Here is a 13,843-nt window from a genome sequence, read left to right as displayed (position 1 = left end):
CTGATGAAACTGTATAACTTAAAAGACAACAGCGAGCAGGTAAATTTTGCACAGGCAGTCAAACAGGGATTAGGCAAACAGCAAGGGCTTTTCTTCCCGCAAGATTTACCGGAATTTAGTCGGGAAGAAATTGACCAACTATTGAAACTGGATTTTGTTACTCGCAGCGGTTGCATTCTTTCAGCGTTTATTGGCGAAGAAATTCCGCCAGAACAACTGGCGACACGAGTTCAGCATGCTTTTACTTTTCCGGCGCCTGTTGCCAAAGTAGAAAATGATGTTGCAACGTTGGAATTATTCCACGGCCCAACTCTGGCATTTAAGGATTTTGGCGGCCGTTTTATGGCGCAAATGTTGGCACAAGTTGCTGGTGAGCAGCCAGTAACCATCCTGACGGCGACTTCCGGCGATACGGGGGCAGCAGTAGCGCACGCCTTTTATGGTTTGAATAATGTACAGGTGGTGATCCTCTATCCACAGGGCAAAATCAGCCCGTTACAGGAAAAACTGTTCTGTACCTTGGGCGGTAATATTCACACGGTGGCAATTGATGGCGATTTCGATGATTGCCAAGCGTTGGTTAAACAGGCGTTTGATGATCAGGAGTTGAAACAAGCTCTGTATCTCAATTCAGCCAACTCAATTAACATCAGCCGCTTGTTAGCACAAATTTGCTACTACTTTGAAGCGGTTGCTCAGCTACCAGAAGATAAACGTGAACAACTGGTTATCTCTGTACCGAGTGGGAATTTTGGTGATTTGACCGCGGGTTTATTGGCAAAATCGATGGGATTGCCGGTAAAACGCTTTATCGCTGCCACTAATGTTAACGATACGGTTCCACGTTATCTAGAGGATGGAAAATGGCTGCCTCACCAGACGGTTGCCACGCTTTCCAACGCAATGGATGTGAGCCAGCCAAACAATTGGCCACGTATTGAAGAGCTATTTCGTCGTCAATCTTGGTCGTTAAGTGAATTGGGATATGGCGTAGTCAGTGATGACGTGACTAAAGAGACGATTAAGGCGCTGGCTAAACTGGGTTACATCTCTGAACCTCATGCCGCGGTTGCTTATCGTATTCTGCGTGATCAATTACAAGACGGTGAATACGGGTTATTTCTCGGTACGGCGCATCCAGCGAAATTTAAAGAGAGCGTAGAGCAAATTCTGGGTGGGGAATTACCATTGCCCAAAGCTTTGGCGGAACGGGCTGATTTAAGCTTATTATCCCATCATTTACCGGCAAATTTTGCTGAATTACGTACTTTCCTGATGGAAAGATTGCCTAAATAGCGATGAGAGTAGGCGCCGCACAAATCATGCGGCGTTTATGGCTGATAATAAAAGCCTTAATGTTGTTCAGGGCGTTTAAATACCAGTTCATTTCCTTTGGACAGTGACTCATCAAAGGCGTAACCATCCAGATTAAACTCCACCAGACGGTCAGTTTGGGTTAACTGATTCTGAATAATAAACCGGCTCATTAGCCCACGGGCTTTTTTCGCATAGAAGCTAATGATCTTATATTTACCGTTTTTCTCATCAAGAAATACGGGTTTAATAATTTTACCGGCTAGCTTTTTCGTATTCACGGATTTGAAATATTCATCGGAAGCCAAATTAACCAACACATTATCACCTTGTTGTTCCAGCGCCTCATTGAGCTTTTCCGTGATCAAATCTCCCCAGAAAGCGTAGAGATCTTTACCACGTTTATTTTCCAGCTTGATCCCCATTTCCAGCCGGTAAGGCTGCATCAGATCTAACGGACGGAGTACACCATAAAGGCCAGACAGGATACGCAGATGATTCTGAGCAAAATCAAAATCCTTATTGGAGAAAGATTCAGCCTGCATACCGGTATAAACATCACCTTTAAATGCCAGAATAGCCTGACGGGCATTTTCTGGCGTGAAATCAGCATGCCATTCGCCAAAACGAGCGGCATTCAGGCCGGCAAGTTTATCGCTGATACCCATCAAACTCGCAATTTGGACAGGCGTCAGTTCGCGACAAATACTGATTAACTGCTGTGATTGGTCGAGTAATTCTGGTTGGCTATATTCTTCCGTGGCAAGCGGGCTTTCATAATCAAGGGTTTTTGCAGGTGAAATAGTAATAAGCATAATATCGTCCCGGTTGTTCAGATGAGGATACTTTAACAGAAGATAGGATAATAAAGAATTAATCACGACGATAGCGGAAACTGTGTGCGTGGTATCTGTAGGGTAACAAGCTGATAATTTTGCATTCCATTTTATTGATCGATACTGCTATTAACATTAAAAATATTTAAATAATTTATAAAGTTATATTTTGGTTTAATTTTATATATAAATTTAAATAAAGTTTTTTGGCTTATTAAAATGTTAATTTTTGTGAATTTGATCTATTTTTCTTGGATTGTAATAGTGTAATTATTACTAAAAATAAGAAAGTGTACAAAATTACGGCTTCTTATTTAATTGAAATCGGGGAAATACCATTAATGAAATCGATTGGATAAATAAAATATAAATGGGATAAGATATGGAGAATAAAAACAAGCTATTATCCTCGGATATAATATCTATCTTTGGTGCAGGAATAAGTGAAATAGCGCTTCTTTCACTTGTATATTCAATTACCAAGTCCGAGATAGATACGTCTTTAATGGTATCTGTAAGGTTAACAGCGAGTATATTAGTTTTTGTAGTTATTGGTGGGTTAACTGCTCGGTTTAGTATGCGGGCTATTTGTATTTATTCGGATTTCTTCCGGGCAATAACAATATTCCTTGCTGTATTTGTCAATAATATATATTTATTATTTTTCATATCTTTTCTCCTATCATTTTTTTCAGGTTTGAATATATCGATAAGGTCAGTGGCATACCAGGTATTTGTCAGCTCAGAAGAAAGAGTTGCTTTTATATCAAAGCAACAATTCTATTATGGGTTGCTCTCTGTATCTTCTCCATTGATAGCAGGTTTTTTGATAAATATAATTTCAATACGATCATTATTTCTTGTTGAATCAATGTGTTTTATTTTATCAATTATATTTCTCTTTTTTATCGGAGATTGGGGAGCTAAAATAAAGGGAAAAGATATTTCTATGAAGTATGGTGGTTTAGAATATATTATCAAGAATAATGTTCAGAGAAATATATTGTTGTTTAGGATAAGTATTTTAACTGCAATGGTATCATACCAAGTGATTTCAACCTATATAATGACTTCTAACTATACAACGATTGTCTCTTTATTTAGTGGATTACATTCATTTTCTTTTTCTGATTTAATTGCTTATTTTTCCTTTTTAGCTTCTGTTTCAATGTTATTTGGATCTTATTTTTCTAGCTACTATTTTAATATAAGTAAATTAAAAAAATCTTTCTTTCTGGGTTCTCTGTTAATTGCAGTTGGGAGTATTCTTTGGGCTATACCTTTATCAAAAATTGTCCTGTTATTTTATACTTTAGGAACTATGCTTATTTTTATCGGACTCTCTTTTTTAAGGATATCTCTCTATACATCAGGGCAAGAGCTGACTCCAGAAAAATATTTTGCGAGAATAATATCGTCTTCGGATGCAATTTCAAGAAGTTACCAGTCAGCCTTTGGTCTTATAATAATAGGGTTAATCCCTTTGCTAGGAAGTAGTATTTTATTTATCTTTTTTGCAATGTGCTCTTTGAGTTCAGTTTTTGTTGCAAAGAAAATAAGCGCTGATGTTGAGAATAAAATAACATTGAAGTAATTTATTTTGTATGAAATGATTGGCAATGGTTTCAAGTTACTGAATTCAGTGAGTTCTTTATCTCGGTGTTTTTTCTAATATTCACGACACAGAAAAATCGTTGTTTGAGTAATAAGTATATAAAGCCTAATTTATGAGATATTTACCTCATATCTGACAGATTATCATTGACTAACGATATTGAAATAATTTAAATATTCGCCCTTTAAAGGAGAAAGAGCTAAATTAGTAAGCTTACTTAAACAAGTAAACGAAAATAAAGTTTTTAAGAATGATTTTTCAGGAACTGATATCATTTTTATAACTAATTCAGGGTGCAAAGAAGATCCAAATTTAGCTATTAAAAAATAAGGTAGCAAATGAATATTTCTTCAATTAAGAATAATTTAATAAAGCAATATAGTACCTTAATTCTGTTTCCTATTGAGGTAATAATTAATTTATTATCTTCTTTTTTTTCATTTTTCATATTGATTTATATAATAACGCTTCCTTTGACTGGTGGTTTAGATACGGATAGGGTGGGCCTGATTATTTTCTTAATTGTAATATTAAGACCTGTCTTGAGTGTGATTAATAATCTAAGTCTATTTCTCATCACTAAAAAACAGGCTTATATTCTCTCAACATTTGGTGGTTGTTTTACTGGTAAAGAAGATGCTCAGCAGAATGAACACGATATTGTAAATTATTCCACCTATGATACTAGTGTGGTTTTGATGATATCTAAGGTAATTTGTTTCATTTATCTCTCCATTCTAATGGTCATTAATGTAGAAGGGGGAACAGTTGGCTTATTATCTTTATATCCTATATTAATACTATTATCCTTTTTTCTATTTAAAAAGCGAGCCTATCTCTCTAAGCAACTAGCAAAGATAAGGAAACGGAGATACGGATTTATTGGGGATAATTTTGAGTCTCTGTCTGCTATATTATTAACTGGGTATCAGGGAGGGAAATTTTTAAGTTTGAATAGAATTATTAATATTGAAGAAAAAGTAAAACGTATTGATTCATTGTGGAGATCTGTAGATATTGCCTCAAATGCATTTTTAAAAGTTATTCCTGTTTTATTTCTCATTTTAATTGGTAAGGAAATGGAGAATAATGATAAGTTGCTAATTCTTTTATATTCTCTAATCTTGGTTGGTGAATATCTTGGTGTAGTCAGATTACTAACGCCATTTTATGATGGTTATCTGGCTAAATTGTCAATTATTAGGCGATATAAAAATTATCGATGCAAGCCAGAGAAATATTATGATTTAGATGGTACACAGGGTTTTATTGATAAAACTATTCTGGGGAATATATATTTATCAAAAGAGCTAATCAATAGAAGCATATTAAATAAATTAAGTTATGAAATTTTTCAGATTCATAAATATATTGATCTGAGTTCAAGCATTGGCGATCTGTCAAGAGGGCAATTGAATCTTATTTTTGCGGTAAGGAATGTATATATGGCTATCATTGATAATTATAGAGGCCATATTTATTTTGATGTAAATAGCGCTGGTTGGGATTCTAACTTATTATTTGATTTAGAAAGTATAATTTCAAAAATAAAGGCAGAGTATGAAATTGATATTATATTATCATTTTCGCATAAACTTAATAATATTGAATTGGAAACAAAAAATAAACCTATAAAATCGACGTCAGATAATAGTATTGTATTAGGTGAAGGTTATAAGATTAATAAATCAAAATTCTCTCAGTTTCTATATGTTTTTAGTTATAACTCTGTAATTGGGATTATACTATTATTCATTGCTAGTTTTTCGTTATTCGAGTTGGGCAGAATTACATATAATGAATATGACAGTGAGACCTATAAGATCATATCTATATCTCTATTAGGTATGATTTCATTGATTGTAGGATCATACTTAATAGAGCTTAAGATAAGAAAAAAAGCAAGACAAGATATATATAGTTCTATTAAAAGCAACTTTAGGTCGGAAGGCTTCAACTTATTTAAGCATGAATATAATGTAATAATAAATAGATTTACCATGTATGCCAAGGATGTTTTCTGGTTTGGTTCGATATTTGTCGGAACTGTATTGTTATTCCTTAATTCTGATAATTTTATGGTTATGTTTGGTGCTATATTTATATTGTTTACTAGCGTTTATTTATTGTATCCTGTGTACAGGCATAATAGAAATAAACACTATAAAGAGTTGCATGCTTTATCAATTCGCTTTTCTTATATTAAAAAGTTACCTCAGTGTCATCTGGCTAATCGTTTTTGTCGAGCTACTATTCTATCTGGAATACATTGTTTATATACCATAGCATCGCAACGATATTTAATTAATTCTTTGGCTTCTATATTAGGTCTGATAATATCTAGTTTAATGATCTTTTATTCTTTATATCCCAGTTTTGAAGCAGATAACATTACTGCTGCTATAAACTTAGATAGTAGAATAGTCATTTTTTATTTTGCCATATTTGGATATTTGTCAGAAACTGTATCTATTAAAAGAATAACTGAACACTACAATGTTTATTATAAAAAGAGAAATTTATCTTCTAAATTATCAATTTTAGAGCAAAAATTGGAAAAACATAGAATTGTACAATTAGTAGGAAATAATGGCAGTGGTAAAACCTTTTTTCTTAAGAAATTATCTGAAATAAAAGGATACATATATAGACCATAATTTTGATTCCTATTTAGCAAATGATAGATTTTTAGATTATCTCAATAACTCGGATTCAGCGGTAATTATATTTGATGAGTTTGATTGCAGGAAATTAATAAATAGAATTGATAAAAATAAGAAAATAATCGTTGTCTCACACATGGAAACTATTGGTTCAATATTGAACATTAGCGAAGTGGTATGAAAAGGTTGGTTACAGAGTGAATGACTGCGAGTGATCGTTTTTACCGCCTTGCAGCAAGGTCTTACCGTGTTATTATCAGTGGATGGCTCAATAACAATGCCACAATTTCACGCATAACGATGAGATATGACAAAATGACCGATAAACTAACCTCCCTGCGTAAACTGACAACAGTAGTAGCAGATACTGGGGATATTGCGGCGATGAAACTTTATCAGCCACAAGATGCGACAACTAACCCATCTCTGATCCTTAACGCTGCACAGATTCCTGAATACCGTAAATTAATTGATGAAGCAATTGCGTGGGCGCGTGAACAGAGCGATTCCCGCGGGCAGCAGATTGTGGATGCTAGTGATAAATTGGCGGTAAATATTGGCTTGGAAATTCTCAAACTGATCCCTGGCCGTATTTCGACAGAAGTTGATGCCCGTTTGTCTTATGACACTGAACGCAGTGTTGCCAAAGCTAAACGCCTGATTAAGTTGTATAACGAGGCAGGTATCAGCAATGATCGGATTCTGATCAAATTGGCTTCAACCTGGCAGGGTATCCGCGCGGCTGAACAGTTAGAAAAAGAGGGAATTAACTGTAACCTGACACTACTGTTCTCCTTTGCTCAGGCGCGTGCTTGTGCGGAAGCCGGGGTTTATCTGATTTCGCCATTCGTTGGCCGTATTCTTGACTGGCATAAAGCGAACAGCGATCAGAAAGAGTTCGCTCCACACGAAGATCCTGGCGTCATTTCTGTGACTGAAATCTACCAATACTATAAACAACATGGCTATGACACTGTAGTTATGGGAGCAAGTTTCCGTAATTCCGGTGAGATCTTGGAATTGGCGGGTTGTGACCGTTTGACTATTGCCCCTGCGCTGTTGAAAGAACTGTCCGAAGCTCAGGGTGAAGTTGAACGTAAACTGGGCTATACCGGTGAAATGAAAGCGCGTCCAGAGCCATTGAGTGAAGCTCAGTTCTACTGGGAACATCATCAGGATGCAATGGCAACAGAAAAACTGGCGGATGGTATTCGTAAATTTGCTATTGATCAGAGCAAACTTGAAAAGATGATCGCTGATCTGCTGTAATGATAGGCTATAAACTATTCTTTTAGCGTTAAAGGCGGCATAATTGGCCGCCTTTTTGCTATTTAGTTTAATTGTGTTAATTGAGGTTTATATGAATGAATTGCGCATTGGCTTGGTATCCGTCTCTGATCGTGCATCAAGCGGTATTTATCAGGACAAAGGGATTCCGTCATTGGAGGAGTGGCTAAAAAGGGCGATTACCACCCCTTTTCAGATAGAGACTCGCCTGATCCCGGATGAGCAGATCATCATTGAACAAACCTTGTGTGAATTGGTGGATGAAATCGGCTGTCATCTGGTTTTAACAACCGGTGGAACCGGCCCAGCACGCCGAGATGTGACGCCTGATGCCACATTAGCGGTTGCAGATCGTGAAATGCCGGGTTATGGCGAACAGATGCGTCAGATTAGTTTGCAATTTGTTCCAACGGCAATTTTATCCCGTCAGGTGGGTGTTATCCGCAAACAGGCGCTGATTTTGAACTTGCCGGGGCAGCCAAAAGCAATCGCAGAAACGTTGGAAGGCTTGAAAGACGAAAACGGCAAAGTTCTGGTATCCGGTATTTTTGCCAGTGTGCCATATTGTATCCAATTGCTGGATGGCCCGTATGTGGAGACCGATGATAAGGTAGTCGCAGCTTTTAGGCCGAAAAGTGCTCGGCGCTGAGCAATGGGCTAACTAGTAGAAAGAGTAAAAAAATCGAACTTTTATCCGCTACCTATAAAAAGGCAACTTCAACATTATAAGTCTATAATTCATTTGGCATGTTGATTATTTTCGCCATTTCATAAGAAACGTCGGCCTTTTGTGACAGCCTCTATTAGTAGAGGCTGTCAAAGAAACTGACTACCAGAAAACAACGTATAATACAGCCAGAATGATCATAATGGCATAAGACGCAATGTTAAAACTGCGGTCGGTAGCAAACATAGATGAAACTAATACAATGCCTTTGGGATCATCGTCATTAGCTGATGTACTTAAACTCGTGAATGCAATAACGATCAGCGTAAAGAGTAATGTGTAGAGCATTTGATCCATAAATGGCATCGAAAATGGCATAAATTTCAGAAATAAGGCAAAAGGTATCGATAAAACCACACCAATTATCGCCCCTTTACTGGTTGTTTTTTTCCAGAACAGGCCAAGTAAAAATACGGCTAAAATACCGGGGCTGACAAGGCCGGTATATTCCTGAATATATTGGAATGCCTGGTTAATACCGCCAAGCATCGGCGCAACAAAACAGGCGATAATCAGGGCAATAATGGCAGAAATACGGCCAACATTAACCAGTTTATGATCGCTTGAATCAGGCGCAATATATTCCTTATAAATGTCCATAGTGAAAATGGTGGCGGTCGAATTGAGCATTGACGCTAATGATGAAACGATAGCGGCTGCTAATGCGGCAAATACGATACCTTTAAAACCTACAGGTAGAAATTGGGTTAACCACGGATAAGCTTTATCTGAGTGCGTTGCATCAGGCATATTATTTAACGCAAGATTGCCTAAACCTGCCATTAATTCCGGGGATGTTGTGATCACGTAAGCGGCAATGCCCGGAACAACAACCAAGAAAGGCAGAATAAGTTTCAGAAAAGCGGCGAAAACAATTCCTTTTTGCGCTTCCTGCACTGACTTGGCCGCAAGGGTACGTTGAATAATGTATTGGTTGAAGCCCCAATAATAGAGGTTAGCAACCCATAAACCGCCAATCAGTACAGCAACACCAGGCAAGTTTATGAATTGAGGATTACTTTTATCTAAAATCATTTCAAAGTGTCCTGGCGCTGCATCAACCATTTTTGTAAATCCGGCCATTATACCGTCACTACCGCCAATATAGCTGATGGCGATAAATGTTGTGAGCAATCCCCCTAATATCAGGAAAAACACTTGAATAACATCGGTCCAAACGATAGCCGAGAGGCCGCCGTAAATAGAATAAACCAGGGCAAAAATTGCCAGCCCAATAATGGAATAGATCAATGGAATATTCAGAATGGTTTCAAGTGCTAAACCACCCAAATAAAGCACAGAGGTCAGATTGACGAAAATATAGAGTGAGATCCAAAACACCGCTAGAATGGCTTTTAAATTTTTATTAAACCGTTGTTCCACAAATTCGGGAATAGTATAAATGCCTTTCTCAATGAAAATAGGTAAGAAATATTTACCTACGATAATTAATGTAATTGCCGCCATCCATTCATAAGAAGCTATTGCTAAACCAATGGAATAACCGGAGCCGGACATGCCAATAAATTGCTCGGCAGAAATGTTTGCCGCGATCAGTGAGGCGCCTATTGTCCACCAGGGCAAGGATTTACCTGCCAGGAAGTAATCTTCAGTGCTTTTGTCCGAGCCTTTTTTATCCCTGGATACCCAGAGCCCCACACTGATGATAATGGCGACATAGAACATAAATACCAATATATCTACCAAGCTTAAACCGTGTTCTATAGTGGACATGTTTCTTTTCCTGGCTAGTTTATTTGATACTAAATTGTAAACGTTACCATTTGGTGGAGATGTAATCAGAATCACAAAATTGTTATTAAATATCGTATTTGTAATTTATCTTAATTCTTAATAATTTGTTTTAATTAATAGATTAAGTAAATTTACTGTGACTTTAACTCATGTTTGCAGAATATGTCGAAGTTGAACACCTTAATCTGTCTTTTAGGTTTATATCTAAGCTTCTTGTGTAATTGTTTACATTTACGTGATTAGTATCTCAGATTAGTATTAATGCTCGTTGTTAAACTGTGTCCAGCCTGAGTGTTAATAAAGATTGCCACAGCCGGTGTTGAAAAGTATAGATTAAGGTAAGAGACTGCCATGCCCAAAATTGCATTCAATCCTATTGAACATCCCCATCGTCGTTATAATCCGTTAACCGGGCAATGGGTTTTGGTCTCTCCCCATCGGGTGAAACGGCCGTGGCATGGGCATGATGAGCAGCCATTGATGGACAATATCCCGAGCTATGATGAGCAATGTTTTCTTTGCCCATCAAATACACGTATTTCCGGTGATAAAAATCCTGCTTATCAAGGAACCTTTGTTTTTAATAATGATTTTTCGGCTTTAATGCCCGATTCACCTGATGTACCACCATTATGTCACCCACTATTTAAAGCACAGGGGGTGAGAGGATTAAGTCGCGTAATCTGTTTTTCTCCCGATCACAGTAAGACATTGCCAGAATTGCCGGTTAAACAAATTCGTCAATTGATTGATACCTGGAATGAGCACATTGAAATACTGGGTAAGGAATATCTTTGGGTGCAAGTTTTTGAAAATAAAGGTGAAGCAATGGGCTGTTCTCAGCCTCATCCTCACGGGCAAATTTGGGCGAATAGTTTTCTGCCAAACGAAATTGAGCGTAAAGATAAACAACTGCGTGCTTATTACCAGGAACAGGGTTCCAATTTATTGATGGATTATGTTCAGGCTGAATTAGTTGATGGTAAACGGGTGGTGGTCGATACAATCCATTGGTTGGCGGTTGTGCCTTATTGGGCAGTATGGCCCTATGAAACCATGTTGTTACCTAAAATTCGTGTTCGTCGTATGAATGAATTAACGGATGAACAACGCGATGATTTGGCGGTCGCGCTTAAAAAACTCACCAGTCGTTATGACAATTTATTTCATAGCTCTTTTCCCTATTCGATGGGCTGGCATTTTGCTCCGTTCTTTGAACAAGGCACCGATATTGAACATTGGCAACTGCATGCGCTTTTCTATCCGCCATTATTGCGATCGGCCACTGTGCGAAAATTTATGGTGGGCTATGAAATGTTTGCTGAAACACAACGTGATTTAACGGCAGAGCAAGCAGCTCAGCTTTTGCGTGCTGTGAGCGATATACATTATAAAGAGCAATAATGCTCATTATCGAGTGTCTGATACTATATTTGAGAGTAATGTGATGAAAACTCTAATTAATCGCGTTAAAGATGTTTTTGATTTAGTATTTCATTATGTGCCGACACATATTATTCAAGCGCCAGGTCGGGTTAATTTGATTGGAGAGCACACTGATTATAATGATGGCTTTGTATTGCCATGTGCTATTAATTACCAAATTATGGTTGCGGCGGCGAAACGAAAAGATAATATTATCCGTGTTGTTTCGGTCGATTATGGTAATCAATTAGACGAATTTGATATTAGCCAATCTATTGCATTTCACGAAAGTAAAATGTGGGCCAATTATATTCGCGGTGTTGTAAAGTGTCTGCTTAGTCGTGGATATATATTTAACGGGGCAGATATTGTGGTAGCAGGTAATGTGCCACAAGGGGCGGGATTAAGTTCATCGGCGGCACTGGAAACAGTTATTGGTCAAACAATTAAAAACCTTTACCACTTAGCTATTAGCCAAACGGAAATTGCATTAAATGGGCAGCAAGCTGAAAATGAATTTGTCGGTTGTCATTGTGGCATTATGGATCAATTAATTTCCGCGCAAGGTAAGAAAAATCATGCGTTATTAATTGATTGTCGTCATTTAACCGTGCAAGCTGTATCTATGCCGAAAGATATTGCAGTCATGATTATTAATTCAAATAAAAAACGGGAATTGGTTGGCAGTGAATATAATATCCGTCGGGCTCAATGCGAACAAGCAGCGGCATTATTTGGGATTAAGGCTTTGCGGGATGTGGCATTAGATGAATTTGAAAAATGGAGTGTTGAGCTTGATAGCATAGTGGCTAGACGTGCACGTCATGTAATCACAGAAAATGAACGTACACTTCTGGCAGCAAAAGCGTTGGCAGAGAGTGATATGCCATTAATCGCGGAACTTATGGCGCAATCACATCAGTCAATGCGCGATGATTTTGAAATTACCGTGCCTGAAATCGATACCTTGGTTGATATTGTGCAGCAAGCCATTGGTAAACAAGGAGGAGTGAGAATGACTGGTGGTGGGTTTGGTGGTTGTGTGGTGGCTTTAGTGCCACAAACTCTGGTTGATGTGGTTAAGGCTGCGGTAGAGCAACACTATTTTGCGTTGACAGGTCTGGAAGAGACTATTTATGTGTGTCAGGCTTCGGAAGGTGCAGGTTTGGTTGAAACATGGTAGGCAATGAGGTGGTAGATGTTTATTTTGAATCATTTGTATTAATTGTGACTTGATCTGACATTGGACCTTGAAAGGCTGAGAGTTACCGGTTTTGATATGGGGGTCGAATCCTTATACAGAACGCGAGGAACTCTCGTGCTTCATACTAACAATCCCATCATTAAACACAAAGCTGTCTGAAGAAAAGTTACATCACTATATGTTAATGGAGGGACAGCTATCCTGACCCGGGGGTAGTCCGATGTTTATGCAAGATAGCAATAAAAACTAAAAAATTACATTCATTTACTCATATTTCATTGTTGATATTAGAACTTAAAAATTTATATCAAATTGATATGATTAAGAATATAAGCCATTAAAATAACTTTTTTGTAGAATAGTATGTTCTATTCGTTTTAATGACAGAAATTTCCATAAAAAGTCATATTCTGAGTCATTTTCAACCAAAATAATCTTGTTAACACGAGAGTTTTTGCCTTGGATTAACCTTGAAAAATTCAAAATCAGTTTTAGAAAGCTATCTCCTAGCTCTGTTTTTACGAACCAGCATTAAAAAGTAATATTTCTATATTGTCTACATTTGGATACTTTTATATAACAAAAAACGTTAATGCTGAATTGGTTTACATATTATTTTTGTTAATGTATTAAGGTGATTGAAATGTTTAATTTACATTTCTGAAACAAATTGATTGCGTGTTATGTGAATAAATCCCTTTAATAGCTAATTTTAATGAGGTGTTTTATGAGCAACCTATCTGAAATCGCAAGTCTGTATAAACAAGCTCCTGTAGTAGTGGAAGAAAAAAATGTTGAAGGTAACAGTTTTACCGACATGATCCTTCAAACAAAAAATGCCGCTACGGCCGCCTTCGATAAACTCGCTTATCTGGCTGGCATTAAGAATGCGCCCGCTGATGACAAGTATGCTCAGTTGAATACTAGTAGCCTTAGTGAACTGTTGAGTAGTGCGAAAAAAGCAGGTTATGACATTGAAATTGTGAATATTTAATTATAAAAAGGCGGCCTTTAAGC

Annotated in this window: 10 protein-coding genes; 8 read left to right on the top strand and 2 right to left on the bottom strand. The window is 37.2% G+C overall.

Going from position 1 to position 13,843, the window contains the following annotated elements:
• Positions 1-3 precede the first annotated feature (3 nt).
• Positions 4-1,296, top strand: coding sequence for a threonine synthase (gene thrC, locus BA1DRAFT_RS05985; RefSeq protein ID WP_036777048.1), 1,293 nt, complete (start codon positions 4-6; stop codon positions 1,294-1,296).
• Positions 1,297-1,352: 56 nt separating this feature from the next.
• On the opposite strand, the gene yaaA is transcribed toward thrC, so the two are convergent.
• Positions 1,353-2,129, bottom strand: a complete 777-nt coding sequence (gene yaaA / locus BA1DRAFT_RS05980) for a peroxide stress protein YaaA (RefSeq protein WP_036777047.1) — start codon at positions 2,127-2,129, stop codon at positions 1,353-1,355.
• 403 nt (positions 2,130-2,532) lie between these two features.
• Here yaaA and BA1DRAFT_RS05975 point away from each other — a divergent pair, with 403 nt between their 5' ends.
• The 4 genes from BA1DRAFT_RS05975 (at position 2,533) to mog (ending at position 8,364) form a co-directional block, all read left to right on the top strand.
• Positions 2,533-3,744 carry an MFS transporter gene (locus BA1DRAFT_RS05975; protein WP_036777045.1) on the top strand — a complete coding sequence of 404 codons (1,212 nt, stop codon included), beginning with the start codon at positions 2,533-2,535 and terminating at the stop codon, positions 3,742-3,744.
• Between the two features lie 359 nt (positions 3,745-4,103).
• Positions 4,104-6,422, top strand: a complete 2,319-nt coding sequence (locus BA1DRAFT_RS05970) for a hypothetical protein (protein ID WP_036777044.1) — start codon at positions 4,104-4,106, stop codon at positions 6,420-6,422.
• A 321-nt stretch (positions 6,423-6,743) separates the two neighbouring features.
• The gene (gene tal, locus BA1DRAFT_RS05965; protein ID WP_036777088.1) at positions 6,744-7,697 is read left to right on the top strand and encodes a transaldolase; all 954 of its coding nucleotides are present in this window, start codon (positions 6,744-6,746) and stop codon (positions 7,695-7,697) included.
• Between the two features lie 91 nt (positions 7,698-7,788).
• Positions 7,789-8,364 (top strand): molybdopterin adenylyltransferase, encoded by a 576-nt coding sequence (gene mog / locus BA1DRAFT_RS05960; protein ID WP_036777086.1) that lies wholly within the window; start codon positions 7,789-7,791, stop codon positions 8,362-8,364.
• A 180-nt stretch (positions 8,365-8,544) separates the two neighbouring features.
• On the opposite strand, the gene BA1DRAFT_RS05955 is transcribed toward mog, so the two are convergent.
• On the bottom strand, positions 8,545-10,176 hold the full coding sequence (locus BA1DRAFT_RS05955; RefSeq protein WP_036777042.1) for a sodium/sugar symporter: 1,632 nt from the start codon (positions 10,174-10,176) through the stop codon (positions 8,545-8,547).
• 372 nt (positions 10,177-10,548) lie between these two features.
• Here BA1DRAFT_RS05955 and BA1DRAFT_RS05950 point away from each other — a divergent pair, with 372 nt between their 5' ends.
• The 3 genes from BA1DRAFT_RS05950 (at position 10,549) to BA1DRAFT_RS05940 (ending at position 13,820) form a co-directional block, all read left to right on the top strand.
• On the top strand, positions 10,549-11,601 hold the full coding sequence (locus BA1DRAFT_RS05950) for a UDP-glucose--hexose-1-phosphate uridylyltransferase (protein WP_036777039.1): 1,053 nt from the start codon (positions 10,549-10,551) through the stop codon (positions 11,599-11,601).
• Positions 11,602-11,644: 43 nt separating this feature from the next.
• Complete coding sequence (gene galK / locus BA1DRAFT_RS05945; RefSeq protein WP_036777036.1) at positions 11,645-12,805, top strand: galactokinase; 1,161 nt, start codon at positions 11,645-11,647, stop codon at positions 12,803-12,805.
• Between the two features lie 748 nt (positions 12,806-13,553).
• The gene (locus BA1DRAFT_RS05940; protein WP_036777035.1) at positions 13,554-13,820 is read left to right on the top strand and encodes a hypothetical protein; all 267 of its coding nucleotides are present in this window, start codon (positions 13,554-13,556) and stop codon (positions 13,818-13,820) included.
• The last annotated feature ends 23 nt before the right edge of the window (positions 13,821-13,843 follow it).

The sequence above is a fragment of the Photorhabdus aegyptia genome (genome assembly GCF_000612035.1).
GTDB lineage: Bacteria > Pseudomonadota > Gammaproteobacteria > Enterobacterales > Enterobacteriaceae > Photorhabdus > Photorhabdus akhurstii.
Note: the sequence above shows the minus strand (reverse complement) of the source record. Positions and strands in the feature narration are given on the sequence as shown.